The organism is Frateuria edaphi, from assembly GCF_021117405.1.
Taxonomy (GTDB): Bacteria; Pseudomonadota; Gammaproteobacteria; order Xanthomonadales; family Rhodanobacteraceae; genus Frateuria_A; species Frateuria_A edaphi.
Genome location: NZ_CP088251.1, coordinates 1,128,630 through 1,154,596, shown reverse-complemented (window position 1 = coordinate 1,154,596; position 25,967 = coordinate 1,128,630). Strand labels below are relative to the sequence as shown.

At 67.8% G+C, this 25,967-nt stretch carries 26 protein-coding genes; 6 read left to right on the top strand and 20 right to left on the bottom strand.

Annotation, left to right across the window (positions count from 1 at the left end; genetic code table 11):
* Positions 1 to 42: 42 nt before the first annotated feature.
* The 6 genes from argC to LQ772_RS05320 all read right to left on the bottom strand — a co-directional run bounded on the left by argC (position 43) and on the right by LQ772_RS05320 (position 6,728).
* Positions 43 to 1,008, bottom strand: coding sequence for an N-acetyl-gamma-glutamyl-phosphate reductase (gene argC / locus LQ772_RS05345; RefSeq protein WP_231324703.1), 966 nt, complete (start codon positions 1,006 to 1,008; stop codon positions 43 to 45).
* An 11-nt stretch (positions 1,009 to 1,019) separates the two neighbouring features.
* Entirely contained in the window at positions 1,020 to 2,312 is a 1,293-nt protein-coding gene (locus LQ772_RS05340; protein ID WP_231325925.1) for an acetylglutamate kinase, read from the bottom strand.
* Positions 2,313 to 2,349: 37 nt separating this feature from the next.
* Complete coding sequence (locus LQ772_RS05335) at positions 2,350 to 3,468, bottom strand: acetylornithine deacetylase (protein ID WP_231324702.1); 1,119 nt, start codon at positions 3,466 to 3,468, stop codon at positions 2,350 to 2,352.
* A 64-nt stretch (positions 3,469 to 3,532) separates the two neighbouring features.
* The gene (locus tag LQ772_RS05330) at positions 3,533 to 4,738 is read right to left on the bottom strand and encodes an argininosuccinate synthase (RefSeq protein ID WP_231324700.1); all 1,206 of its coding nucleotides are present in this window, start codon (positions 4,736 to 4,738) and stop codon (positions 3,533 to 3,535) included.
* Between the two features lie 25 nt (positions 4,739 to 4,763).
* On the bottom strand, positions 4,764 to 5,768 hold the full coding sequence (locus tag LQ772_RS05325; RefSeq protein WP_231324699.1) for an N-acetylornithine carbamoyltransferase: 1,005 nt from the start codon (positions 5,766 to 5,768) through the stop codon (positions 4,764 to 4,766).
* A 423-nt stretch (positions 5,769 to 6,191) separates the two neighbouring features.
* Positions 6,192 to 6,728 carry a glycine zipper 2TM domain-containing protein gene (locus LQ772_RS05320; RefSeq protein WP_231324697.1) on the bottom strand — a complete coding sequence of 179 codons (537 nt, stop codon included), beginning with the start codon at positions 6,726 to 6,728 and terminating at the stop codon, positions 6,192 to 6,194.
* 243 nt (positions 6,729 to 6,971) lie between these two features.
* On the opposite strand from LQ772_RS05320, the gene cysS reads away from it, so the two are divergent.
* A complete protein-coding gene (gene cysS, locus LQ772_RS05315; protein WP_231324695.1) occupies positions 6,972 to 8,339 on the top strand; it encodes a cysteine--tRNA ligase in 1,368 nt (455 codons plus the stop codon).
* 127 nt (positions 8,340 to 8,466) lie between these two features.
* On the top strand, positions 8,467 to 8,895 hold the full coding sequence (locus LQ772_RS05310) for a SufE family protein (RefSeq protein WP_231324693.1): 429 nt from the start codon (positions 8,467 to 8,469) through the stop codon (positions 8,893 to 8,895).
* A gap of 133 nt (positions 8,896 to 9,028) precedes the next feature.
* On the opposite strand, the gene dksA is transcribed toward LQ772_RS05310, so the two are convergent.
* Positions 9,029 to 10,267 carry an RNA polymerase-binding protein DksA gene (gene dksA / locus LQ772_RS05305; RefSeq protein WP_231324691.1) on the bottom strand — a complete coding sequence of 413 codons (1,239 nt, stop codon included), beginning with the start codon at positions 10,265 to 10,267 and terminating at the stop codon, positions 9,029 to 9,031.
* Positions 10,268 to 10,390: 123 nt separating this feature from the next.
* Between dksA and yidD the strand changes: the two genes are divergently transcribed.
* A complete protein-coding gene (gene yidD / locus LQ772_RS05300) occupies positions 10,391 to 10,642 on the top strand; it encodes a membrane protein insertion efficiency factor YidD (protein WP_231325923.1) in 252 nt (83 codons plus the stop codon).
* 119 nt (positions 10,643 to 10,761) lie between these two features.
* Here yidD and folE2 read toward each other — a convergent pair whose 3' ends face one another.
* The 7 genes from folE2 to efp form a co-directional block, all read right to left on the bottom strand.
* Entirely contained in the window at positions 10,762 to 11,709 is a 948-nt protein-coding gene (gene folE2, locus LQ772_RS05295) for a GTP cyclohydrolase FolE2 (protein WP_231324689.1), read from the bottom strand.
* A gap of 122 nt (positions 11,710 to 11,831) precedes the next feature.
* Complete coding sequence (locus LQ772_RS05290; RefSeq protein WP_425600839.1) at positions 11,832 to 12,680, bottom strand: squalene/phytoene synthase family protein; 849 nt, start codon at positions 12,678 to 12,680, stop codon at positions 11,832 to 11,834.
* Positions 12,680 to 13,360: a phosphoglycolate phosphatase gene (gene gph, locus LQ772_RS05285; RefSeq protein WP_231324685.1), complete on the bottom strand. Its 681-nt coding sequence runs from the start codon at positions 13,358 to 13,360 to the stop codon at positions 12,680 to 12,682. The genes LQ772_RS05290 and gph overlap by 1 nt, the downstream gene beginning before the upstream one ends.
* Complete coding sequence (ubiG, locus tag LQ772_RS05280; protein WP_231324683.1) at positions 13,357 to 14,067, bottom strand: bifunctional 2-polyprenyl-6-hydroxyphenol methylase/3-demethylubiquinol 3-O-methyltransferase UbiG; 711 nt, start codon at positions 14,065 to 14,067, stop codon at positions 13,357 to 13,359. Before ubiG ends, gph begins: the two co-directional genes overlap by 4 nt.
* A 45-nt stretch (positions 14,068 to 14,112) precedes the next feature.
* Positions 14,113 to 14,367, bottom strand: coding sequence for a YciI family protein (locus LQ772_RS05275; RefSeq protein ID WP_231324681.1), 255 nt, complete (start codon positions 14,365 to 14,367; stop codon positions 14,113 to 14,115).
* Positions 14,368 to 14,375: 8 nt separating this feature from the next.
* Complete coding sequence (locus LQ772_RS05270; protein WP_231324679.1) at positions 14,376 to 15,707, bottom strand: TRZ/ATZ family hydrolase; 1,332 nt, start codon at positions 15,705 to 15,707, stop codon at positions 14,376 to 14,378.
* Between the two features lie 77 nt (positions 15,708 to 15,784).
* The gene (efp, locus tag LQ772_RS05265) at positions 15,785 to 16,354 is read right to left on the bottom strand and encodes an elongation factor P (RefSeq protein WP_231324677.1); all 570 of its coding nucleotides are present in this window, start codon (positions 16,352 to 16,354) and stop codon (positions 15,785 to 15,787) included.
* Positions 16,355 to 16,441: 87 nt separating this feature from the next.
* Here efp and epmB point away from each other — a divergent pair, with 87 nt between their 5' ends.
* Positions 16,442 to 17,452, top strand: a complete 1,011-nt coding sequence (gene epmB / locus LQ772_RS05260) for an EF-P beta-lysylation protein EpmB (RefSeq protein WP_231324675.1) — start codon at positions 16,442 to 16,444, stop codon at positions 17,450 to 17,452.
* A gap of 176 nt (positions 17,453 to 17,628) precedes the next feature.
* Positions 17,629 to 19,668 (top strand): EAL domain-containing response regulator, encoded by a 2,040-nt coding sequence (locus LQ772_RS05255; RefSeq protein ID WP_231324673.1) that lies wholly within the window; start codon positions 17,629 to 17,631, stop codon positions 19,666 to 19,668.
* Positions 19,669 to 19,870: 202 nt separating this feature from the next.
* Here LQ772_RS05255 and rplS read toward each other — a convergent pair whose 3' ends face one another.
* From rplS to ffh, 5 genes are all read right to left on the bottom strand, one after another.
* Entirely contained in the window at positions 19,871 to 20,266 is a 396-nt protein-coding gene (gene rplS, locus LQ772_RS05250; RefSeq protein ID WP_209621135.1) for a 50S ribosomal protein L19, read from the bottom strand.
* A gap of 25 nt (positions 20,267 to 20,291) precedes the next feature.
* Positions 20,292 to 21,074 (bottom strand): tRNA (guanosine(37)-N1)-methyltransferase TrmD, encoded by a 783-nt coding sequence (trmD, locus tag LQ772_RS05245; protein ID WP_231324672.1) that lies wholly within the window; start codon positions 21,072 to 21,074, stop codon positions 20,292 to 20,294.
* 15 nt (positions 21,075 to 21,089) lie between these two features.
* A complete protein-coding gene (gene rimM, locus LQ772_RS05240; protein ID WP_231324670.1) occupies positions 21,090 to 21,605 on the bottom strand; it encodes a ribosome maturation factor RimM in 516 nt (171 codons plus the stop codon).
* Positions 21,606 to 21,607: 2 nt separating this feature from the next.
* Positions 21,608 to 21,865 (bottom strand): 30S ribosomal protein S16, encoded by a 258-nt coding sequence (gene rpsP / locus LQ772_RS05235; protein ID WP_231324668.1) that lies wholly within the window; start codon positions 21,863 to 21,865, stop codon positions 21,608 to 21,610.
* A gap of 154 nt (positions 21,866 to 22,019) precedes the next feature.
* Positions 22,020 to 23,402 carry a signal recognition particle protein gene (gene ffh, locus LQ772_RS05230; RefSeq protein WP_231324666.1) on the bottom strand — a complete coding sequence of 461 codons (1,383 nt, stop codon included), beginning with the start codon at positions 23,400 to 23,402 and terminating at the stop codon, positions 22,020 to 22,022.
* Between the two features lie 188 nt (positions 23,403 to 23,590).
* On the opposite strand from ffh, the gene LQ772_RS05225 reads away from it, so the two are divergent.
* Positions 23,591 to 24,409, top strand: coding sequence for a cytochrome C assembly family protein (locus LQ772_RS05225; protein ID WP_231324665.1), 819 nt, complete (start codon positions 23,591 to 23,593; stop codon positions 24,407 to 24,409).
* Positions 24,410 to 24,472: 63 nt separating this feature from the next.
* Here LQ772_RS05225 and radA read toward each other — a convergent pair whose 3' ends face one another.
* A complete protein-coding gene (radA, locus tag LQ772_RS05220) occupies positions 24,473 to 25,864 on the bottom strand; it encodes a DNA repair protein RadA (protein WP_231324663.1) in 1,392 nt (463 codons plus the stop codon).
* Positions 25,865 to 25,967 lie beyond the last annotated feature (103 nt).

Here is a 25,967-nt window from a genome sequence, read left to right as displayed (position 1 = left end):
TCTCGGCAGCGGGCAAAAGGACGAAGGCGACGCGGGTTCGCCTTACGGTCGTTTCGCCTGCGCCACCGGGATGCCCGTCAGTTCGCCCTGCCCCAGCGCGCGGTTGATGTTCTGCATGGCCTGGGTGGCGGCGCCCTTGAGCAGGTTGTCGAGCGTGGCGACGACGACCACGCGGCGTCCATCGGGGCCCATCGCAAAGCCACCGATCTCCGCGTGGTGCCTGCCGGCGATGCGGCTGACCCACGGCGCCTCATCCAGCACGCGCACCAGCGGCTCGTCCCCGTAGGCGTGGCGGAAACGCGCCATCACGTCCTCGCGCTTCATCGCGCGGGCGAGGTAGAGATTGCAGGTGACGGTCAGGCCGCGGAAGTGCGGCGCGACGTGCGGCATGAACTCCACCGGCACGCCAAGGTGCGCCGAGGTCTCGCGCTCGTGCATGTGGCCGGTGAGCGAGTACGGCATCAGGTTGTCGCGCAGCTTCTCGGGGTCATTCTTGTCCGAGGGCGTGGTGCCCGCGCCCGAGTAGCCCGACACGCCGAAGCACACCGGCGGCGCGGCCAGCAAGTCCTTCAGCGGGGCGACCGCCAGCTGGATCGCGGTGGCGTAGCAGCCGGGGTTGCTGATGCGTCGCTGGCCGCGCCAGCGGTCGCGCGTCAGTTCCGGCAGGCCGTAGTACCAGCGTTCGTCGAAGCGGAAGTCGGCCGACAGGTCCACGATCAGCGGATCCGCGCCCGCCTTGTCGAAGGCTTCCACGCAGGCAGCCGCCTTGCCGTTGGGCAGGGCCAGGGTCACCACGTCGGCGCCCAGCGCGGGCAGGTCCTCGTGCGCGGGGGCGCTGTAGCGCAGCTCGCCGGCGTACTCGGGCACGTGGGCGTCCACGCGCTGGCCGTCCAGCTCGCGCGAGGAGACATAGGCCAGCTCCAGCGCTGGGTGGCGGGCGATCAGGCGGATCAGCTCCGCGCCGGTGTGGCCGCGCGCACCGACGATACCTACGGTTTTCCGTTCCATCCCGGCCGGCCTCATGCTGCGTTGTCCTTCAAGGGGGCCGGATCGACCAGCGTCGGCTGCCGCTGCGCGCAATGCGCCACGCAGCGCTCGATCAGGCGGAAATCGTCGATGCCGTACCAGTACACCTTCCAGCGCGGCTGCTTGAGCGAGCCGTCGCATTCGGCGTCGTAGAACGGATTGACGTTGTTGCCATGGCGGGAGCGCCAGAACAGACGCGGGTTGGCCTCGCGCATGACGAGCCAGACGGCGCGCCCCAGGCCCTCGCCCTGCGCCTCGTCCAGCACCGCGAACTTGTCGAGGTAGGCCATGCCCTCTTCCCGGGTCAGGATCATCGCCGCGCGGTAGTTCTCGCTGACGTAGACGCGCCAGGGCCGGGTGCGCTCGAAGTAGTCGGGCACCAGCGCGCGACCGAAGCTCGATTCGATCAACTTACGCAGGCGTGCCTGGTCCACACCCTCCCACGAATCGAAGGTCAGCACCTTCTCGCCGCGGCGCACCAGCGTGCCCGAGCCCTTGTGGGTGAACAGCTCCTTGGCCAGCTCCGCCGGCCGCGTGATCGACACCGACGAGGTGAGCGGCAGGTCGGCCAGCAGGTCGGCGATCTGTTCGAGCTTGAGCCGCATGCCGCCGTCGATCCACGGCTGTGCCATCAGGTGGTCGTACTCGGTGGAGAGGTTGATCGAGTCGATCACCTGCCCCTGCGCGTCGAGCAGCCCGCCGGTGCCGGTGAGGAACACGATCTTGTAGGGCTGCAGCACGCGCACCAGCTCGTTGGCGGCGATGTCCGCATTGATGTTGAGAAGCTGGCCCTCGGCCGTCTCGCCCAGGCTGGCGATCACCGGGATCGCGTTGGCGCGCAACGCCCCCTCGATCGGCGCGAGTTCGACGCCGGTGGTCCTGCCGACCATGCCCAGCGCCTCGCGGTCCAGGTAGTCGGACATGAAGACACCCGAGGCCACCGACACGGCGCGCGTGTCCATCGCATGCAGCGCGTCGACCAGCCGCAGGTTCTGCTGCTGGAACACGCGTCGCACCACGCCCATCGCCTGCGGCGTGGTCACGCGCAGGCCGCCCACGGTCTGCTTGGTGATGCCGGCGGCGGCCAGTTCCTGGTCCAGCTGCGGGCCGGCGCCGTGCAGCACGATAGGCGTGAGGCCCACCTGCTGCAGGAAGGTCAGCGACGAGGCCAGCGCCGGCAGGTCGTCGCGCAACACGGCGCCGCCGACCTTGACCACGGCGAAACGCTTGGCATCCATCTGCGAGAAGCGCTTCAGGTACTGCTGGATTTCCTTCGCGCTGCCCATGCTCTCGAGCAGGCGTACGATGGTCTTGCGCGTGTGCTTATGCGTTTCCACGGCTCACGATCCGGTAGAGGTTGTCTGCGTATTGCCGCAGTTGGTCGAGCGCGACCCATTCGTCCGCGCTGTGCGCCTGGGCGATGTCGCCCGGGCCGTAGACGAAGGCGGTATAGCCGGCTGCGGAGAACAGCGCCGCTTCGGTCCAGAAATCCACCGCGTTGCCGACCGGGATCTCCAGCTCGTCCGCCAGGTCGCGCGCCACCAGTCGCCTTGCCTCGGCGCTGGCGGTATCGCCGGCCGGCAGCGAGCTGCCGCGGAAGGTTTCCTCGAAGTGCACCGGCGGCACTTGCCCGAGGTGGCGGAAACGATCGAGCAGCGCGTCCGGATCCATGGTCGGCAACGACCGGAAGCCGAAACGCACCTCGGCGGCCGGGGCGATCACGTTCGCCTTGATGCCGCCTTCCACGCGACCGATGTTGAAGCGCAGGCCGGTCAGGCCGCCGAAGCGCTCATGCGATTGCGCGGCCACGAAGTCCAGCGCCGCCGCGCCCCAGCGCATGGCCTGGTGCAAGGCGCTGTCGGCAGGTTTCTGCTCGCCCGAGGCGTGCCCCGCGTGGCCGGCGAAGCGCATCAGCACGGACTGGATACCCCGGTGTGCCAGCACCGCCTCGCCCTGGGTGGGCTCGGCCACGATCACGGCTTCGTAGGGAGTTCCCTCCGCGACCGGGGCAAAGGCGTGCAGGAAGCCGGCGATGCAGCGCGCGTCATTGGCTTCCTCGTCGGTGGAGAACAGCAACGCCAGCGGGCCGTCCGTGGCCTGCGCCACCGCCAGCAGCGCGGCCGCGGCGCCCTTGATGTCGCAGGCGCCCAGGCCGATGGCACGGTCGTCCTCGACACGCAGCACGTGCGGGTCGGCGCTCCAAGCGGGCGAGTCGGGCACCGTGTCCAGATGCACGTTGAACAAGAGCCGCGGCTGGCCGCGCACGGCATGCAAGGTCACGGCGCCGGCACCATGATCGGTCACCGTCACGTCGAAACCGGGCAGCTGTGCGCGCAGGTAATCGAACATCCCGCCCGTGCCGATGGCCCGCGGCGGATTGCGCGTGTCGAAGGCGACCAGCGCGCGCAGGTGCTCCAGCGTGGCATCCAGCAAGGTGCCCATCACACGCCCCACGGAGGCAAAGTTCCTATCCCTGCGGGAGGGCGGATAGAAATGAGCGTGGTGCTCATACCTTGGCGCTCCGGTTCACTTCCGCCCACAGCGTCGAACTCATGCCGAACAGCTTGATGAAGCCTTCCGCCTCCTCCACGCCCCAGTCGGCCGACTGCGCGTAGGTGGCGCCCTTGGCGTTGAGGATGTGCGGCGATTCCACCGCTACCGCCTCGACCGTGCCGCCATGGGTCTGCAGCGTCACGACGCCATTGACGGTGGCCTGGCTGGAAGCCAGGAAGGCTTCCAGGTCGGTCTTCAACGGATCGTGGAAAAAGCCCTCGTACACGACTTCCACCCACTTGCGCGCCACTTCGGGCTTGAACCGGTTCTGCTGTTTGGAGAGCACGGCCTCCTCCAGCGCGCGATGGGCTGCCAGCAGCGCGAACAGGCCGGGCGCCTCGAACACGATGCGGCCCTTTAGGCCGATGGTCGTGTCGCCGGTATACATGCCACGGCCGACGCCGTAACGCGCGAACAACGCGTTGAGCTTTGCCAGAAGCCGGTGCCCCGGCAGGCGTTCGCCGTCCAGGCTCACTGCTTCGCCGCGCTCGAAACCCACCTTTACTGCAAGCGGTCCGGACGGCCATTCGGCGCGCGGCTTGCACCACCCACGCGCGCCCTCGCCCGGCGTCTGCCACTTGTCGATCTCGCCGCCTGACATGGTCACGCCCAGCAGGTTCTCGTTGATGGTGTAGGCCTGCTGCTTGGCGCGCACGCCGAAGCCGCGCTCTTCCAGGTACTTCTGTTCATAGGCGCGGGTCTGGGTGTGCTGCTTCTGGATCTCGCGGATCGGCGCCACGATGCGGTAGTCGCCCAGCGCCTTCACCGCAAGGTCGAAGCGCACCTGGTCGTTGCCCATGCCGGTGCAGCCGTGCGCGATCGCGTTGGTGCCCAGCTCGGCGCACCGCGCGAGGGCAGCTTCCACGATCAGGTAGCGGTCGGAGACCAGCAGAGGGTACTGGCCCTGGTAGCCCTCGCCTGCCCACACGAACGGTTTGACGAAGCCGTTCCAGATCGCGGGGCCGCCGTCGACGGTGAGATGGCTGGCCACGCCGAGTTCCGCGGCGCGGTGTTCGATGAAGGCGCGCTCCTCGTCATCCACGCCGCCGGTGTCGGCGAACACGGTATGCACGTTGAAGCCCTGTTCCTTGAGGTAGGGCACGCAGAAGCTGGTGTCGAGGCCGCCGGAAAAGGCGAGGACGATGTCTTGCTGGCTCATGGGTTGTCTCGTTCGGATCGGGCGGTCAAGAAGCAAGCAGCGAGGCCATTACGGCCTTCTGCACGTGCAGGCGGTTTTCGGCTTCGTCGATGGCGATGCAGTAGGGCGCATCCATCACCCCGTCGGTCGCCTTGACGTTGCGGCGAAGCGGCAGGCAATGGCTGAACAGGCCGTTGTCGGTCAATGCCATCTTGGCCTCGTCCACCATGAAGTGGCGGTGTGCCTCGCGGATCGGCTTTTCCTGCTCCCAGCGGCCGAAGTACGGCAGCGCGCCCCAGCTCTTGGCGTAGACGACGTGGGCGCCGCGATAGGCTTCTTCGATGTCGTGGCTGACCTTCAGCGAGCCACCGTTCTGCGCGGCGTTCTGGCGACCGGCCTCCATGTAGCGCTCGTCGAGCACGTACTCGGGCGTGGGGCACAGCAGGGTCACGTCCATGCCGAGCTTGGTCGCGATCAGCAGCGCCGAGTTCGCCACGGCGGTGTTGAGCGGCTTGGGGTGATAGGTCCAGGTCAGCACGTACTTCCTGTTCTGCAGGTCACCCAGGTGTTCTTTCAGCGCCAGCGCATGCGCCAGTTCCTGGCAGGGATGGGTGATCGTTTCCATGTTGATCACCGGCACGGTGGCGTAGCGGGCGAACGCCTTGATGACGCGGTCCTCGCGGTCCACCGACCAGTCCTGGAACTTCGGGAAGGCGCGCACGGCGATCAGGTCGACGTAACGGCTGAGCACGCGCGCGACTTCGGCGATGTGTTCCTCCGCCTCGCCGTCCATCACGGTGCCCACCTCGAACTCGATCGGCCAGGCGTCCTTGCCCGGCGCAAGCACGATCGCGTGGCCGCCGAGATGGAACGCGCCCAGCTCGAAGCTGGTGCGCGTGCGCATCGAGGGATTGAAGAACAGGAGCGCGATGGACTTGCCGGCCAGCTGCTGGCCACGCGGCGATCGCTTGAAAGCGGCAGCCTGCTCCAGCAGGGCGTCGATCTCGGCGCGGCTGTAGTCCTGGGTCGTGAGGAAATGTCGAAGGGCCATCGGCGGGTGCCTCTTGTGAAGAGAGCGGCCATGGATGGCCGCTGTTTGCTTCTGCGCAGATCGACCTGCGCACAAGCAACTCGGGTCGGGGGCGACCGCGGCGGGCTTCTTGAAAACAAAAAACCCGGCGCGGTGGCCGGGTTTGTTCGTCGTTGCGCCAGTTGCGCGTGCAGCGACAGCCTACCCGGCCGGATGTCGGACCAGCGGTCGGCGCGCACGCGAGGTCATGCCAGCGGCCATACGGGCGCTGGTAAGCACGGTAGCGGTGTAGACGGCTGCGGACATGGCGGTTCCGGACAGGGGAGCCGGCATCATGCCGGCATTCGTGTGGCGGCGCAACAACTTTTTTTGGACGTCCATACAAACGGACGGCCAAAACGAAAACCGCCGCCCGGAGGCGGCGGCTTCGTGGCGCAGGGCCTGTTATTCGGCCGGGGCGACGCTCACGCGCACCCGCAGCCGCTCGCCCGGATCGTAGTTCAGTCGCGAGACGTAGACGTCGCCGTGGTAGCGGTATTCGACGTCGTAACCCATCAGGCGGCGCTGCTCGCTGACCGAGCTGACCTGGCGACAGCGGGTCACCGTGTCGTCGTACTCGCGCTCGCCGCGGCCGGCCACGCCGTGGCCAACGGCGCCACCGGCCACCGCGCCGGCGACCGTGGCCGCCTTGCGGCCGTCGCCCTTGCCGACGGTGTTGCCGAGCACGCCGCCGATCACCGCGCCAAGCACGGTGCCCGCGGTGGTGTTGCCGCCGCCTTCGCGACGCACCACGGGCTCGTCATAGCACTCCTGCCGCGGCACTTCGCTACGGGCGACGCCGTACACCGGATCGACGCGCAATACGTCGGCCCAGCCGTAGTGGGTGTTCGCGTCGTCGCCTTCGGCATACCGCCCGTCCTGCGCTTGAACGGCGCCAGTGGCGAGAACGAGCGCGAGAACGGGGAGAAACATCTTGGTCATGGGACCTCCAGCATGGTCCGTAATGCGCTTCTGCGCGATTGTCATTGCAACAAATTCACGCTGAATCAACGCTTAGAGCACTCGGCGGATGACCGGCCGCACCGGGTCCGTTCAGGATCTGTCGGTTTCCTGAGCCCCCGGGTTCCCGGCGAGCCCGCCCTTCGCCCCTCGGCCCCCGGAGCGCGAGGAAGCTGAAAGCTGCCTGCTAAGATGCGCGGCTTGGCCGCGCCCCCGACACCTCCGATGCCGATCACGCTCTACAACAGCCTCACCCGCCGCACCGATCCCTTCGTGCCGCTCGATCCGCAGCGCGTGACGATGTATCTGTGCGGGCCGACGGTTTACAACTACGTGCACATCGGCAACGCGCGCGGGCCGGTGGTGTTCGACGTGCTGGTGCGGCTGCTGCGGCGGCACTACCCGCGCGTGGTCTACGCCCGCAACATCACCGACGTGGACGACAAGATCAACGCCGCGGCGCTGGCCCAGGGCACGCCCATCGGCACGATCACCGACCGCTTCACGGCCGCCTACCGCGAGGACATGGCGGCGCTGGGCATCGCTCCGCCGGACCTCGAACCCCATGCGACAGCGCACATCGGCGAGATCATCGCGATGATCGAAGCCTTGATCGCCGGCGGCCATGCCTACGCAGCCGACGGCCACGTGCTGTTCGACGTCGGCACCTATGCGGCCTACGGGCAGCTCTCCGGCCGCGACACCGACGAGTTGATTGCCGGCGCACGCGTGGAAGTGGCGCCATACAAGAAGAATCCCGCGGATTTCGTGCTGTGGAAGCCCTCCACTCCCGAGCTTCCCGGCTGGGACAGCCCCTGGGGCCGCGGCCGCCCGGGCTGGCACATCGAGTGCTCGGCCATGAGCGCGGCGCACCTGGGCACGACGATCGACATCCATGCCGGCGGCGTGGATCTCACGTTCCCGCACCACGAGAACGAGATCGCCCAGTCCACCTGCGCGCACGGTGGCGAAGTGTTCTCGCGCTGGTGGCTGCACAACGGCATGCTTACTTTCGACGGGCGCAAGATGTCCAAGTCGTTGGGCAACGTGCTGCTGGTGCACGAGCTGCTCAAGCGTCATCCGCCAGAGGCATTGCGCCTGCTGCTGCTGCGCGGTCACTACCGGCAGCCGCTGGACTGGTCCGATGCCGCGCTGGCGCAGGCGGTAAGCACGCTGGATGGCTGGTACCGCGTGCTGCGCGACCTGGCGCACGTGCCGGTGGAGGGCGAGTTGCCCGTCCCCGCGCGGGTGGAGGCAGCCCTTTGCGACGACCTCAACACCCCGCAGGCACTCGCCGAGTTGGCGTTGCTTGCCGATGCCGCACGCCAGTCCGCGAGTGCCGCGGCCAAGGCCGCGCTGCTGGGTGGCGGCGCCCTGCTCGGCCTGCTGCAGGAGGACCCGGAGGCCTGGTTCAGGCGCGGGGACGAGGCGGTCGATGCGTCCCGTATCGAAGCCCTGCTCGAAGATCGCCGCACTGCCCGCGCGGCGCGCGACTTTGCCCGAGCCGACGCCATCCGCGACGAACTGACCGCCATGGGCGTGGTGATCGAGGACGGCGCGCAGGGCACGCGCTGGAGCATTTCAAAAAGCTAGCGGCTCTCCTCACGAGTCCGCTTGCGCGGCGATGCATTTTTGCGTCCATCCGGAACAAGGCATCGCGCTCAAGCGGACTCCTGCAGGCGACCCTGCCCGTCGCGTCGCGCTGCGCGATAATGTCCGCATGAACACCACTACCCCCAGCGCCGCGCAGGCGCAGCTCGACATTGCCGAGGAATTCGCCTTCTTCAGCGACTGGTCCGAGCGCTACCAGTATCTGATCGACCTGGGCAAACAGCTGCCGCCCTTCCCGGAGGAGCGCAAGACCGAGGAGCACCGGGTGCACGGCTGCCAGTCGATGGTGTGGCTGGTCCCCGATGGCGACTCGGAGAAAATGCATTTCACCGCAACCAGCGATTCGGCCATCGTGTCCGGTCTGATCGCACTGGTGCTGCGCGTGTACTCGGATCGGCCGGCCGCCGAGATCCTCGCGACCGAGCCCGAGTTCGTTCAGTCGATCGGCCTGGCCAAGCATCTCTCTCCGACGCGTTCCAATGGCCTGACGGCGATGCTGGCCAAGCTCAAGGGTTACGCGGCGCAAGCGCAGGCCTGAACTTCCTGGAAGGCGCACCTGCGCGACAGGATCCGTGGCTGTCGCGCAGATGCGCTCCTACAAGGGAATGCTACCTGTCTGAAACTCGAAGCCCCGCATTGCGCGGGGCTTCGTCTCGATCGGATCGATGACGTCAGTCGCCCATCTGCTTCTGCAGATGCTCGCGACGCTCCTGCGCGTCGAGCGACAGCGTGGCGATCGGGCGGGCGTCCAGGCGCTCCAGGCCGATTTCCTCGTCGGTCTCCTCGCAATAGCCGTAACGACCTTCCTCGATCCGGCGCAGGGCCTTGTCGATCTTGGAGATCAGCTTGCGATAGCGGTCGCGGGTGCGCAGCTCGAGCGAGTTTTCCGTTTCGCGGGTGGCACGCTCGGCCTCGTCACCGACGTCGCGCACTTCGTCGCGCAGGTTTTCCATCGTCTGGCGCGATTCCTCGACCAGCTGGTCGCGCCAGTCCCGCAACTTGTTGCGGAAGTAGGCGAGGTGCTTGGGGCTCATGTACTCCTCGTCGTTCGAGGGACGGTAACCCTTGGGCAGGTCGATGTTGATGGTGGAAGGCAGGGCGTAACGGCCATCCTCGCGGGTCACGCCATTGTCGAGAGTTGTAGCGGAATTATTCATTGAGGACTGCGGGGTCTTCTGTTTCTTGGGTGGGGTATGGCGGGCGGTGGCCGTGGCCACGCGTGGGGTCACCATGGCGACGGCACTCGCCACTTTGCCCTTCATGGGCGCAACGGCGGGTGATGGAGATGTTTGCCTGGTCGCGACCGCCGGTGTCGCCGGTCGCGCCGATGATGGCTTGCCCGGTTTTGCGGCGGGCTTGCTCACGATCTTGTACGGCTGCGGCGCAGCCGGTTTCGCGACTGCCTTCTTCGCAGGCGTTGCCACCGGCTTGGCAGGTGCCGCTTTCTTCGGGGCCACCTTGGCTGCCGGCTTCGCCATCTTCTTCGGCGCGGCCTTCGGCTGGGGCTTGACCGGCTTCCTGGCCGCGACCTTCGGTGCCGGCTTGGCCTTGGCGGCAGGCGTGGCCTTCTTCACCGCCGGAGCCGGCTTGCGCGCGGCGCTCTTGGCAGGTGTCTTGGCGGCAGGCGCCTTTTTGGCCGGAGCCTTCTTTGCCACGGCCTTGCTGGCCGGCTTGGTCGACGGCTTCGCGGCGGCCTTGCCGGCGACCGGCTTGCGCGCAACGGGCTTCTTCGCCGACGCCGGTTTGGCGGCCGGCTTGCGGGCGGGCGCGGCCTTCTTGGCGGTGGCAGCGCTCTTGCCGGCCCGGGCTGCGGCGACCTTGGGCTTGGTCGTCCTGGCTTCTTTCGCCTTTCCCGCAGTCTTCCCTTTCTGCGCCTTGGCGGCGGTCGAACTACGCGTCGTTTTCGCCATTTCCCTTCACCGTTTTGGCCGTGGCGGCCGGGTGTTATAGCCCATGCGTCTTACACCATCAACAGGCATCTGGAATACTTCAAGGCACTACATGCCGCGAGCCGTTCTGGCTGCGTGAACGAAGTGACCCGATTCCTGCTCCTCCTGCTTGGCGCTTACAAACGCTTGTTGAGCCCCCTGCTGGGTCAGCGTTGCCGCTTCCATCCCAGTTGTTCCGATTATGCACGGATTGCCATCGTGCGCTTCGGTCCTCTGCGCGGCAGCGTGCTGGCGCTGTGGCGCATCCTTCGCTGCCAGCCGCTGTGCGACGGTGGCGAAGACCCGGTTCCCGCGCATTTCCATTTGACGCGCTGCCGTTCCCACGGGGAGCGCTGATGTAACGGATGGCCAGGGCGGCAGGGCAGCGTCGTCCGGATGTGGCGGATTGCCATTCGGGCATCCGGACCGCAAAAGGGGCCGCTGTCAATTTCCCCGAATGCGGGAAAAGGATCCGATTACGCGGCGGAGCCGTAGCCGCCCGGCACGCCCTTGCTGGCGTAGGCCACCGCGTCGTGCGGGTGCAGGCTTTCCTGGTGTTCCAGCCGCACGTGGAAATCGGCGATGCGCGGGTCGGCGTCCAGCGCTTTCTGGATCCGCCGCGCGGCGTCCTCGCAGAACATCAGGTTGCCGCCGTTGGCCAGCGCGAAGGCCTGTTCATCCTCGCGCTTGACTGCCGTCTGCACCGGCGTGCCCAGCGCCCGTTCGACGCGATCGAGTGTGGAGATCAGGTCGAAGCCGACGCCGTCGGCCAGGCGCACCAGCAACCGCGCGACGCTGCGTTGCGCATGCGGCGTGGCGACGATGCCCTGCTCGCTGCCCAGCCAGGCCATGACGGCCGCATGGTCGACCGGCCTGGAGGCATCGAAATCCCGCGAGAACTGTTCCTGGATGAGCTGCCGCGACAGCGCAGCCGATGCCGGACAGGTGGAGGAATAGACCACCTCGGTGCCGAGTTCGAGCTGGAAACCGTCGGCGCCCAGACTCGCCTCGATCGACACCGGGTAGGCACGCCAGCCGCTGTTGCCGCTGCGCAAGGCCTCCCGACGCACCAGATGGTCGAAGCGGATACTGATGCGGGCGCGGTCGGAAAGATCCCTGTGGGATTCGAGGAACGCCTGCAGCAGCGCCTCGATCATCGCCGCATCCAGGGGCTTGGCGCTGAGGTGCCTGTCGACCAGCAGATAGAGCCGCGACATGTGGATGCCACGCTTGTCCGGCCGGGTCAGGTTGACGAACGCGCCCACCTGCGCACTGGCCCGCTCCACATTGCCGTCGCCGGCATCGAAGCGCACCGGTACCTCGATGCCGTCCATGCCCACCCAGTCCAGCGCCCCGGCCAGGTGCGGCTGCGCCTGGCCAGCGACGTCGGGCAACAGGCGGGCGGTGTTTTCGTGGCTGTGCATGGGATGTCCTTGCGGCAGGCGGGGGCCGTGCGGGCTTTCTATTTTGGGGCAGCGCGCGCGGGGGCAACAGGCATGCTGCGGAAACACTGTGTTGAGTGCCTGGCCACTTGCCCGCGGTTTGGTCAGGCGGCATTCCCGCGACGCCAGCGCCGCGCGGCCTGCCAGGCCGCCAAGGTCGTCGCCAGGCCACCGGACGGACGCGCGTGCTGCAGGACCTGCAGCGGCTCGGCGGCGCCGGCCGCGCGCCGCGCCAGGCGCTCGCCCGCATGCGATTCGACGGCGCGGAATACGCTGAGCGGCCCCGCCAACCGCGACGCCTCGCGCCAGGCGGCCGTGAGCTCCTCCAGCTGGCCGCGCACGGCCGTGTTGCGCGCGGCGCCGGCACGTCGCAGCTCGTCGCGTCGCAGGCCATGGCGGGCCAGCGACGTCATCGGCAGCGGCAGGCGGTCGCGTTCGGCATCGTCATCCAGCCGGCGCAGCGCGTGCAGCAGGTGAGCGATCGCGGCCACCCGCGCGGCGCGCTCGGGCGAGGCCGATTCGCCGAACCACCAGGCGGTCTCGAGCGCGGCCAACGCACCGTGCAGCTGCGAAGCGGCCGCCAGTTGGGCGCCGAAGTCGGCCGCGGTGCCCTCTTCCAACTGGGCCATGGCCGCGACCACCGGCGCCAGCCAGCGCTCGCTGTCGATGCGGTCGGTGCGTTCATCGTCGAACAGCACCTGGGTCAGCGGATGACGGCCGCCGCTTTGCGCGGCGCCAGCCAGCTCCTCCGCCCACCAGTTCAGTTTGGTGGCGGCCACGTGCGGCTCGCGGATGCCGTAGGCGGCGGTAAGCAGTTCCTGCTCCAGCGCGGCAAGCGCGATGTGGCCGGCGTGGCGCGCGGGATCGACGAACGCGAGCGCCACACGCTGGGCCGGCTGGGCCGCGAGCCATTTGTTGACGTAGCTTTGCAGGGCATCGTGGCCGACCTCCATCACGCCACCGCCTGCCCGCGGCGCAACCAGAGGGCGAACTGGGCGGGCGTGTCGAGCACGGCGTCGGCATGCCATTCGCGCGGATCGCCACCGTCGAGGTAGCCCCAGGCCACGGCCACGGTGTACAGGCCGGCGGCGGCGCCGGCCATGACGTCGCGGCGGTCGTCGCCCACGAACAGGCTGCGGGCCGGATCGATGCCGGCGCGCTCGCAGGCCAGGCGCACGGGCGCCGGGTCGGGCTTTTTTACCGGCAAGGTGTCACCGCTGACCACCGCCGCGGCGCGGCCGTCCCAGCCGATCCGCTTGAGCAACTCTTCGGTGAGGAAGCCGGCCTTGTTGGTGACGATGCCCCAACGCACGCCGGCCGCCTCCAGTTGGGCGAGCATCGGTTCGATGCCCTCGAACGGGTGCGTCGCCGTGCCCATGACTTGTTCGTACAGCGCCAGGTAGCGCTCCACGCGCGCCTCCACCGCGGGCTCGCCCAGATGGCCGAAGGCGCAACGCAACACCGCCTTCGCGCCCCGCGAAACCACCTCGCGCACCGGCGCGTAGGGCGGCACAGGAACGCCTTCTTCCTTGCACTGTCGCTCCAGCGCGGCGTACAGGTCCGGTGCGCTGTCCAGCAGCGTGCCGTCGAGATCGAACAGCACGCCTTCGAGCGTTGGCGGAAACGACTTCATGCCGGCTTGCGCGCGCACAGCAGGTAGTTGACCGCGGTAATGCGGCTCAACGAAGCCTTGCGCGTGATCGGGTTGTAGGCCAGGCCGGAAACGTCTTCCAGCTCAAGCCCGGCATGACGGATCAGGCGGCCGAGCTCGGAGGGTTTGAGGAACTGCGCATAGTGATGGGTGCCGCGAGGCAGCAGGCGCATCACGTACTCGGCCCCGAGGATCGCCGCGCCGAAGGCGGCCGGCGTGCGATTGAGCGTGGACATGAACAGGCGTGCGCCCGGCTTCAGCAGCGCGGCCAGATCGTTCACCAGCGCTTCGGGATCGGGCACGTGCTCGATCAGCTCCATGCAGCAGACCGCATCGAAACTGGACGGTTCGCTGGCGGCCAGGGCCGCGGAAGACTGAACCCGATAGTCGACTTGCAGATCCGACTCGAACAAGTGCAGCTTCGCCACCTCGATCACCTTCTCGCCGAGGTCGATGCCGGTCACCTTCGCGCCCTCGCGCGCCAGCGCCTCGCTGAGCAGGCCACCGCCGCAGCCGACGTCGGCCACCTTCGCGCTGCGCAGGTCCGCGCGGGCGGCAACGTAGGCGGCACGCACGGGGTTGAGGTCATGCAGCGGGCGCGATTCGCCGTCGGGGTCCCACCAGCGGGCGGCCAGCTTGTCGAAGCGGGCGATTTCGTCGGGGCTGACGTTGGCGGTGGTTTCGGTCATGGAAGCAGTCCTTTCAAAACGCAGGCTTCTTGAAGGAGCGGATGGCTAGCGGGCCTGCCATTCGTACACCGTGACGTCCCAACCGCCGCTGACGTGGGTCGGGTCCCGATGGGCGATCGCACGTGCCTCCTCCTGGCCTGCCGCGCGCAGCAGGTAAGCGCCGCCGGACTTGTCGCCGAACGGGCCCGAGCGTTCCACGCGTCCCTCCGCGCGCAGTTCGTCGAGGAAACGCTGGTGCGCGGGCACTACCGCGGGGTCGAACTGCGAACGGCGCATGACCATGACGAGATAAAGATTCATGGACGTCCTTACGAGAACGCGGCGATGCGCTCGCGCCAGGCGTGCGCCTTGGCCAGGATCGCCGCCGGATCGAGGTCGACCAGTTCACGCGCGGCCAGCTTGCGGCGACCGGCGATCCACACGTCGGTCACCTGGTGCCGGCTGGCCGCGTAGGCCAGTTGCGAGGCGACGTGGAACAGCGGCTGTGTTTCGATGTCGCTCAGCCGCACCGCCGCAAGGTCGGCCTGCTTGCCCGGCTCGATCGAGCCGATGCGGCTGTCCAGGCCCATCGCCCTGGCGCCATTGAGCGTGGCCGCGCGCAGCGCGAAGGCGGCGTCGAACGCAGCGGCATCCGAAGCGACCGCCTTGGCCAGGATCGCCGCGGTGCGCAGTTCGCCGATCATGTCCAGGTCGTTGTTCGAGGCGCAACCGTCGGTGCCGATCGCCACGTTGACGCCGGCCCGGCGCAGCTTTTCCGCGGGACAGAAGCCGGAGGCAAGCTTGAGGTTGGACTCGGGGCAATGCACCACCGATACGCCGGCCTCGGCGCAGGCGGTGATTTCGCCGTCCGTCAGCTGGGTCATGTGCACCGCGATCAGGCGGTCGTTGACCAGGCCGAGCTTCTGCAGGCGCTGGAACGGGCGCAGGCCGGACTTCTTCTTCTCTTCCTCGACCTCGTGGGCCGTCTCGTGCAGGTGCAGGTGGACCGGGATGTCGAGCTGGTCGGCAAGCACGCGGATGCGCGCGAAGCTCTCGTCGGACACGGTGTAGGGCGCATGCGGCGCGAACGCCGTGCCGACCAGGCCGTCGCCGCGGAAGCTGTCGTGCACTTCACCCGCGCGCTCGAAGTATTCGTCCTGGCTCTTGGCCCAGGCGGTCGGGAACTCGATCACCGGCAGGCCAACCACGGCGCGGAAGCCGAGCCGCCGGTAGGTCGCGCCGATCACGTCGGGGAAGAAGTAGTTCTCGTTGGCGCAGGTGGTGCCGCCGCGCAGCATCTCGGCCACCGCCAGTTCCACGCCGTCGCGCACGAACTCCGGCCCGATCACCTTCGCTTCTGCCGGCCAGATGTGCTGCTGCAGCCAGGTCATCAGCGGCAGGTCGTCGGCCAGGCCGCGCAGCAGCGTCATCGGATTGTGCGTGTGGGTGTTGACCAGGCCGGGGATCAGCGCGTGCTCGGACAGCTCCACCCACTCGCGCGGCGCGTAGAGCCCGCGCGCCTGGGCGATCGGCAGAATCGCCTTGATCTGCCCACCGTCAATTGCCACCGCATGGTTGTCCAGCACCACGGCGTGCGGCTCCACGGGAACCACCCAGCGCGCTTCGATGAGGAGGTCGATCTCGGTGGTGGCTTCGGTCATCGCGGTCTCGTGTAACGGTGGAACGAAAACGGCACGGCGCCTGCGCTGCCGTGCCGTCGGTTTGCTGCTGCCGGCGCTTACTTGCCGACGCGGCTGACGTATTCGCCGGTGCGGGTGTCGACCTTGATCACCTCGTCGGTGCCCACGAACAGCGGCACGCGCACCACGGCGCCGGTCTCGAGCGTGGCCGGCTTGCCGCCGCCGCCGGAGGTGTCGCCACGGACGCCCGGATCGGTCTCGGTGATCTTCAGCTCGACGAAATTCGGCGGCTGCACGGTGATGATCTCGCCGTTGAACAGCGTGACCACGCACTCTTCCTCGCCCTTGAGCCACTTCGCCGCATCGCCCACGCCCGCCTTGGTGGCCTGGTGCTGCTCGAAGGTTTCCTGCTGCATGAAGTGCCAGAACTCGCCGTCGGAGTACAGGTACTGCATGTCGGTATCGTTGACGTCGGCGACTTCGAACGAATCGGACGACTTCATCGTCTGCTCGGTGGTGCGGCCGGTCTTCAGATTGCGGATGAAGATGCGGGTGAACGCCTGGCCCTTGCCGGGCTTGATGAAGTCGGCGTCGGTGATGACCCACGGATCATTGTTGTGAAGGATCTTCATACCCTTCTTGACGTCGTTGAGACCGGCGGTCGCCATGCGCTTTCTGCTCCAGAGGTAAACACCGCCGTTCCGGCGGCTAAAATAGGTATTTGCACGGGCCGCAGGCCCGCTTCAAGGCCCGCCATGATAACCGCAAGCCCCGCTCCCCGCCTATCGCCGACCGCGCCCGACTGGCGCGAGCTGTGGCGGGATGCCATTACCGACGCAGGCGAATTGCTTGCCGCCGTGGGGCTCGCGCACCTGGCCGATCGGCTGCCTCCGGCCGATGCCGGCTTCGCATTGCGGGTGCCGCGCGGCTTCGTGGCGCGCATGCGCCGGGGCGATCCCGGCGACCCCCTGCTGCTGCAGGTAATGCCGCAGCTGGCCGAACTCGAGCAGGTGCCGGGTTTCGTGATCGACGCGGTGGGGGATCTGGCCGCCCGGGAAGCGCAGGGCGTGCTGCACAAGTACCACGGCCGCGCGTTGCTGATCGCCAGCGGCAGCTGCGCGGTGAACTGCCGCTACTGCTTCCGCCGGCATTTTCCCTATGGCGAGGAAATCGCCGCTGCCGGGCAGTGGCGGCAGGCGCTGGCGCACCTCCAGGCCGATCCGTCGATCAGCGAACTGATCCTGTCCGGCGGCGACCCGCTCGCCTTGTCTACCTCCAAGCTGGAGGAACTCGGGCGCGGCCTGGCCGACCTGCCCCAGGTCACCCGCCTGCGCATCCATACGCGCCTGCCGGTGGTACTGCCCGAGCGCATCGACGCCTCCTTCCTGGCATGGCTGGACGCCCTGCCGTTGCAGAAGGTCATCGTGCTGCACGCCAACCACGCCAACGAATTCGACCCGACCGTGGATGCCGCCTGCGCCGCCCTGCGCCAGGCCGGCGCCACCCTGCTCAACCAGTCGGTACTGCTGCGCGGGATCAACGACGACGCGGACACCCTGGCGCTGCTGTCGGAGCGCCTGTTCGCCGCGGGTGTGCTTCCCTATTACCTGCACCAGCTCGATCGCGTGCAGGGCGCCGCCCACTTCGAGGTGGATGACGCGCGGGCCTTGGGCCTGGTCGAGACGCTGCGCCAGCGCCTGCCCGGCTATCTCGTGCCGCGGCTGGTGCGCGAAGTCGCCGGGGACGCGTCCAAACGCCCGCTGTAACCGGATACGCCATCAGGTGAGGCGGGCGTTGCCTTTGGGCGACTTGCCGCTGGCGCTATGTGAGCGAATCCGTTACAAACCCGGGATGAAGGTGAGCGGCTGGAACCGCTCGCCCTTCCGGTCGCGGCGAGGGGCGCCTGCGACCCAGCCGATCCAGGGGCAGCCGCCAGGGCTCAATGAAAAAAGACTCCGTCATCAAGATCCTCTTCGTCGAGAAATCGGTCGAGGACGCCGAACAGATCATCAGCCTGTTGCGCAACGCCGGCATCGCGGTGCGTCCGGCACGGGCAACCCAGACCGACCAGGTACAGGCGGCGCTGGACGAGCTGGAGCCCGATATCGTGCTGTTCGACCCGGCCGCGGGCATGGAGCTGCGCGAGGTGGCCCATCTGCTCGACGTGCACGGCCGCGACGTCGCGCTGCTGGCCCTGGTCAACCAGCTCGACACCCAGAGCGTGGCCGAGATGTTCGCCGGCGGCGTGCGCGGAACCGCGCTGCGCACCCAGCCCAAGCAGCTGATCGCGGTATTGCAGCGCGAGTTCGAGGCGTTGCACACGCGCCGCCAGGTGCGCCTGCTGGAGGCCGCGCTGCGCGAATCCGAGCGGCGCTGCGACGCCCTGCTCGACTCTTCCACCGACCCCATCGCCTATGTGCACGAAGGCATGCACGTGCGCGCCAACCGTGCCTATCTGGAAACCTTCGGCTACGAGGACTTCGACGACCTGCTCGGCCTGCCCGTGCTGGACATGATCGGCACCGCCGACGCCGAGGCCTTCAAGAACCTCCTGCGCGCCCACTCGCGCAAGGAGAAGGCATCCAACCAGGTCGAGCTGCAGGCCCGTCGCGCCGACGCCAGCACCTTCAAGGCCACGGTCGAATTCGCCGGCGCCACGTTCGAGGGCGAACCCTGCCTGCAGATCGTGTTCCGCCGCCAGCAGGTCGACCCTGCGCTGATCGAGCAATTGCAGCGCGATGCGGTGACCGGCCTGTTCAATCGCGCCCGCACGCTCGAGTACATCGACGAGTCGGTTGCCGCCGCGGCCAAGGGCAAGAAGGGCCAGACGCTGCTCCTGATCGAACCGGACAACTGGCAGACCATCGTGGCCGGCATCGGCCTGGGCCAGGCCGATGAGCTGCTCGCCGCGTTCGCGGGCCGTATCAGCGCATTGCTGGGCGAGACCGACATGGCCGGCCTGCTGGCCGAGCACACCATCGGCGTGATGCTGGACTCGCGCAGCGACGAGGCGATCAAGCAATGGATCGACGGCGTGCTGCAGGCCGTTGCCAGCGACATCTTCGACGCGGGCACCCGTTCGATCACGGTTACCGCGAGCATCGGCGGCAGCCTGCTGGGCGAGAAGAACGCCAATGCCGAGCTGCTGCTCAACCAGGCCAGCCAGGCGCTGCGCAACGCGCACAGCCAGGGCGGCGGCCGCAGCGAACTGCACGACCCGGCCGCCCGCGAGAAGGCCGAGGAGGAGCGCGAGCGCTACTGGCTGCAGCTGCTCAAGCAGGCGCTGGAGCAGGACAACTTCGTGCTCTACCACCAGCACACGATCAGCTTGCAGGACGCCGAGGGCGAGTACTCCGAGGTGCTGCTACGCATGAACGGGCCGCAGGGCGAGGTCCTGCCCGGCTTCTTCATGCCGATCGCCGAAAAGCACGCCCTGACGCCGGCGATCGATCGCTGGGTGCTCAACCGCGCCATCGAGATGCTCAAGTCTCGCGACGGCCAGGGTGTACAGACGACCTTCTTCGTCAAGCTCACGGCGCAATCGATGCAAGACCCCACGTTCCTGCCCTGGCTGGAAGACCGGCTCAAGCGGGCCGCGCTGCGCCAGGGCCAGATCGTGCTGGAGATGACCGAGAGCAAGGTGGTGACCCTGCTGCGTCCCGCGCAGGAGTTCATCACCCGCTGGAAGAAGATGGGCGGGCGGTTCGCGCTGGAACAGTTCGGCTCGGGCCTGAACTCGTTCCAGCTGCTGACCCACATCGATGCGGACTACCTGAAGATCGACCGCACCTACATGAACCAGTTGCCGCAGCATCCCGAGAACCAGAAGAAGATCGGGGAGATCTGCGTGCAGGCCCACGAAGCGAAGCGCCTGACCGTGGCCGAGTGGGTCGAGGACGCAACCAGCACCTCGCTGCTGTTCGCCTGCGGCGTGGATTTCGTGCAGGGCAATTTCCTGCAGGAGCCGCAGCGGCTGATGTAGCCGGCCACAGATCCGGCCACGGTAGAGCGCCCTCGGCGCGACCGCGATGCAGGCGGGAGAAACACTCCCGTCATGCCGCGCCCAGGGCGCTCCTACAGCGGCGCATTGCGGGCCCGCACGCATGGCAATCGATGGCGTTGAACGCAAAAAGCCCCGCGGATCGCTCCGCGGGGCTTTCGTCGCCAGACAAATCCGGCTGCGCTTACTCGGCGGCAGCAGCGGCCTTGGCGGCAGCCTTGGCGGCCGACACGGCGGCGATGTCTTCCTTGATGCGGGCAGCCTTGCCTTCCAGGCCACGCAGGAAGTACAGCTTGGCGCCACGCACCTTGCCCTTGCGCTTGACCTGCACCGAATCGATCGCCGGGCTGTGCGCCTGGAACACGCGCTCCACACCGGTGCCGTGCGAGATCTTGCGCACGGTGAAGGCCGAATGCAGGCCGCGGCTGCGCTTGGCGATGACGATACCCTCGAAGGCCTGCACGCGTTCGCGGTTGCCTTCCTTCACCTTGACGTTGACCACCACGGTGTCGCCGGGGCCGAATTCCGGCAGCTGGCGGGTGATCTGCTCGGCTTCGAACTGTTCGATGATCTTGTTCATGGCAACACCTGATTGAAATTTGCAATTACTGCGGCTTGACGGCCGCTTCGTCGTGCCGCTGCTGCTCCTGTCGAGCATGCTCACGGCGGAATTCTTCGAGCAATGCGCGGGACGTCTTGTCCAGCGCGCATTGCGCCAAAAGGTCGGGCCTTCGCAGCCAGGTCCGTCCCAGCGACTGCTTCAGGCGCCAACGGCGGATCGCCGCGTGGTCGCCGGAGAGCAATACCTCCGGGACGTCACCGAGTGCGTCATGCACCGGCTTCGCGTAGTGGGGACAGTCGAGCAACCCGTTCGAGAACGAATCCTGCTCGGCGGACTGCGCGTCATTCAACGCACCCTCCTGCAACCGGCCTACCGCGTCGATGATCACCGCGGCGCCCAGCTCGCCCCCGGACAGCACATAATCGCCGATGGAAAGCTCCTCGTCGACCTCGCGCGCCAGCAGGCGTTCGTCCACACCCTCGTAACGCCCGCAGAGCAAGGCGATGCGCGGCAATTTCGCCAGCGCTTCCACCCTGCCCTGCGTCAGCCGCGCTCCCTGCGGACTGAGGTAAATCACGTGCGCCGGCTCCGGCACCGCCTCGCGCATGGCCTTCATGGCCGCCCGCAAGGGCTCGATCAACATCACCATCCCGGGTCCGCCGCCGCAGGTGCGGCCGTCCACGGTTCGGTAATTGTCCGTGGCGTAGTCGCGCGGGTTCCAGGTTTCCACCTGCAGCAACTGGCGCTGCTGCGCGCGTCCCACGACACCGACGGCGGCGCACTGGCGCATGAAGTCGGGAAACAACGTGACGACATCGATGCGCATCGGATCCCTCGCCTGCTAGAACTCCGGATCCCAGTCCACCACCATGCGCCCGCCGGACAAGTCCACCGAACGCACGTAAGTCCCCTGGATGAAAGGCACCAGCCGCTCGCGCGTGCCGTCCCTCACCACCACCACGTCGTTGGCGCCAGTGGCGAACAGGTGGCTGACCCGTCCGAGCACGACGCCCTCGGTGGTGACGACCTCCAGACCCTCGAGGTCGACCCAGTAATACTCGTCCTTGCCGGGCGGTGGCAGCAGCTCTCGGGCGACGTAGATGTCCTGCCCGACCAGCGCGGCCGCCGCATCGCGGTCATCCACTCCCGGCAACTGGCAAACCAGCCCCTTGCCCTGCGGATGTCCCTTGATCCCGGCGACTTCCCTGACCTCGCCCGGCGCCTTTTCGAGCAGCCAGGGCTGGTACTTGAAGATCTGCGTGCGCGGTTCGGTCCAGGATTCGATCTTGAGCCCACCCTGCACGCCGTGCAGCCCGACGATGCGTCCGACCAGGACGCGCCGACCGGCTGCGGCCATGCTTAGGCAGCAGCCTGCTGCTTGCCGGCTTCCTTGAGCAGAGCGGCGACCTTGTCGGTCAGCTGGGCACCCTTGCCCATCCACTCGTTGACGCGCTCGACGTTGAGCTCCAGGCGCTTGTCCTTGCCGGACGCGACCGGGTTGTAGAAGCCCACGTTCTCGATGCTGCGACCGTCACGCTTGTTGCGCTGGTCGGTGACAACGACGTGGTAGAAGGGACGGCCCTTGGCGCCGCCGCGCGAAAGACGAATCTTGACCATAAGTAAAAGCTCCAGAGGTGCCGGCTGTGCCGGCAGCACGCACGGGATCCGCGCGCGGTAAACGCGGCATTTTAGTGGATTTTCGGTAAAAGGGAAGACCTTGGCGATGCCGCAACGTCGGGCGCTGCGCCCTTCGCCCAGGTTAGGACAAGGCTCAGCGCATCGGCGGAAAGCCGCCGCCCATCCCGCCCATGCCCTTCATGGCCCCGCGCATCTGCCGCAGCAGGCCCTTGGTGCCGCCCTTGGAGAGCTTGGACATCATCTTTTCCATCTGCATGTACTGCTTGAGCAGGCGGTTGACGTCGGCCGGCTGGGTGCCCGAACCGCGCGCCACGCGGGCACGGCGCGAACCGTTGAGCAGGTCGGGGTGGCGACGTTCCTTCTTGGTCATCGAACCGATGATCGCGACCATGCGCTTGATCTCGTTGTCGTTGACCTTCGACTTCACGTTGTCCGGCAGGTTGGCCACGCCCGGTAGCTTGTCCATCAGGCCGGCCAAGCCGCCCATGTTGTTCATCTGCTCGAGCTGGTCGCGCATGTCGTTGAGGTCGAAGCGCTTGCCCTTCATCACCTTCTGGGCGAGCTGCTGCGCCTTCTCCTGGTCGACCTTGCGCTCGACTTCCTCGACCAGCGAAAGCACGTCGCCCATGCCGAGGATGCGCTGCGCCACGCGATCGGGGTGGAAGGGCTCCAGCGCATCGGTCTTCTCGCCAGCGCCCAGGAACTTGATCGGACGTCCGGTGATGTAGCGCACCGACAGCGCGGCGCCGCCACGGGCGTCGCCGTCGGTCTTGGTCAGCACCACGCCGGTCAGCGGCAGCGCCTCGCTGAACGCTTTCGCAGTGGTGGCCGCGTCCTGGCCGGTCATCGAATCGACCACGAACAGCGTTTCGACCGGCGTGATCGCAGCATGCAGCGCCTTGATCTCGCCCATCATCGCTTCGTCGATGTGCAGGCGGCCGGCAGTGTCGACCAGCAGCACGTCGACTACCTCGCGGCGGGCCGCGGCGATCGCGGCCTTGGCGATGTCGACCGGGTTCTGTCCCGCCTCGGACGGGAAGAACTTCACGCCGACCTGCTCGGCCAGCGTGCGCAGCTGCTCGATGGCGGCCGGACGATAGACGTCGCAGCTGACCACCATCACCTTCTTTTTCTTGCGTTCGGTGAGGAAGCGGGCGAGCTTGGCCACCGTGGTGGTCTTGCCCGCGCCCTGCAGGCCGGCCATCAGCACTACCGCGGGCGGCTGCTGTGCAAGGCTGAGTTCGGCGTTGGCCGTGCCCATCAGCTTGGTCAGCTCGTCGCTGACCACCTTTACCAGCGCCTGGCCCGGCGACAGGCTCTTGAGCACTTCCTGGCCGACCGCGCGCACCTTCACCCGCTCGATCAGCGCCTGCACCACCGGCAGCGCGACGTCCGCCTCCAGCAGCGCGATGCGCACCTCGCGCAGGGACTCGCGGATGTTTTCCTCGGTCAGCCGACCGCGACCGCGCAGGCGGTTGACGGTCGTGGAGAGGCGTTGGCTCAGCGACTCGAACATGGCGGGCTACGGCATCGGCAGGAACAAGCGGGCCAATATATCAGAGGGCTCCGTCGGCGGCCCTTAACACGTCTCCATCCAGGGGGCGATGTCCCGGGCACCGTGGCATCGGGGTGGCCCGGACGCTGAAATCGGCAATGCCAGGCGGGCGTTCACCGCACCAAAGCCCTATGCGACACTTGCCGCCCATGCTGCCCGCCCTTTCGCTCACCGCCGTCGCCTTCTACCTGCTTGCGTCCGGCCTGCTCGCCTGGCCACTGTTCGGGCACGGAGCGACCAAGCCGTCGTCGGCCTGGCAGCGCCCTGCCCTGGCGGTGGCGATGCTCGCGGTGCTGGCACATGCCGGCGTGCTGCTGGGCATGCATCGCGGAGCACTGGATCTGCATTTCTTCGCGGCGTTGTCGCTCGTCGCCTGCGTCGTCTCCGCGCTCACCCTGTTCGTCAACCTGAGCAGGCCGGTCGCCGCGCTGGGCGTGGTGGTCTTTCCGCTGGCCGCGGTGCTGCTGGCGGTCGACAGCTTCCTGGCGCCGCCGACCATGCCGGTGGCGATGGACTGGCAGATCAAGCTGCATGTGACCGTCGCGCTGGTGGCCTTCAGCCTGCTGTCCATTGCAGCGGTGCTGGCGTTGGGCCTGGCTGTGCAGGAACGCGGCCTGCGCCATCGGCAGTTCGGTCCGTGGCTGCGCGCGCTGCCGCCGCTGACGTTGACCGAAACGCTGCTGTTCCGTGTAATCGCCGCCGGTTTCGCGCTGCTGACCCTCACGCTGGTCACTGGCGCGCTGTTCGTGGGCAACCTGTTCGGCCAGCACCTTGTGCACAAGACCGTATTGTCGATTGTCGCCTGGCTGGTTTTCGGCGTGCTGCTCTACGGCCGCTGGCGCTCCGGCTGGCGCGGGCGCCGCGCCGTCAACCTCACGCTGATCGGCATGGCGGTGCTGGTGCTGGCGTTCTTCGGCTCGAAGTTCGTGCTGGAGCTGATCCTGCACCGTCCGATGCCGAGCCTGTAGCCAGGCAAGTCTCGACCCGTTCGTGCTATCTGCACCGGCGTCGATGGGCTGGCCCTTGCGCCCCTACGCGTCACGGCAGGCGTCGATCGCCTGGGACAGGCGCTCCACGCCAATGACCTCCATCTCGCCGACCTTGCCCTTCTTGGGCGCGTTGGCCTTGGGCACGATGGCGTGGCGGAACCCATGGGTAGCCGCTTCCTTCAGGCGTTCCTCGCCATTGGGGACCGGGCGGATCTCGCCGGAGAGACCCACTTCGCCAAATGCGATGGTCTTGTCCGGCAATGGGCGGTCGCGCAGCGAGGAAAGCACCGCCAGCAGGACCGGCAGGTCCGCTGCGGTTTCCTGCACGCGGATGCCGCCGACCACGTTGACGAACACGTCCTGGTCATACGCCGCCACGCCGCCGTGGCGATGCAGCACCGCCAGCAGCATGGCCAGGCGGTTCTGCTCCAGGCCCAGCGCCACGCGGCGCGGGTTGCCCAGCGAGGATTGGTCGACCAGCGCCTGTACCTCGACCAGCAACGGGCGGGTGCCCTCGCGAGTGACCATCACGGCGCTGCCGGAGGTCGGTCCCGAATGCGCGGAAAGGAAGATCGCCGAGGGGTTGGGCACCTCGCGCAGGCCCTTGTCGGACATCGCGAACACGCCCAGCTCGTTGACCGCGCCGAAGCGGTTCTTGAACGCGCGCAGCACGCGGAAGCGGCTGCCCGACTCGCCTTCGAAATACAGCACCGCGTCGACCATGTGTTCCAGCACTCGCGGACCGGCAATGCCGCCTTCCTTGGTGACATGGCCGACGAGGAACACGGACGTGCCGGTTTCCTTGGCGAAGCGCGTCAGCTTCGCGGCCGATTCGCGCACCTGGCTGACCGAGCCCGGCGCGGCGGTGAGCAGTTCGGTCCAGATCGTCTGGATAGAGTCGATCACCAGCACGTGCGGGCGCGTGGCGATCGCCTGTTCGAGAATGCGCTCGATGCACGTCTCGGCCAATGCCTGCAGCGGCTCCAGCGGCAGCCCCAGGCGTTGCGCGCGCGCGGCCACCTGCGAGAGCGACTCCTCGCCGGTGACGTACACGCTGGCCAGGTGCGCGCCCAGCGTGCCGAGCATCTGCAGCAGCAGCGTGGACTTGCCGATGCCAGGATCGCCGCCGATCAACACCACCGACCCCTGCACCAGACCCCCGCCCAACACGCGGTCGAGCTCACCGATGCCCGTGTGGGTGCGCGCCTCGGTGGTCAGCGCCACCGCCGTGAGCGGGGTGACCCTGGCCGCCCCGGCCGCATTGCCGGCGTAGCTGGAGCGTTGCGCGCCTACCGAGGCCTTCGCCGTGGACGCGGGCGCCAGCACGACTTCGCTCAGCGTGTTCCACACGCCGCACTCGATGCACTGGCCCTGCCACTTGGAGTGCTCGGCGCCGCAATCGGTGCAGACGTAGGCGGTCTTGGCTTTGGCCATGGGGAGTTCCGGTAGTCGAAGACGGGAGCTTAGCCCGCTGCCCTCGCACGGAGCGAGACAGGGGGCGCCGGATCCGCCTGTAGGAGCGCACCTGGGCGCGACC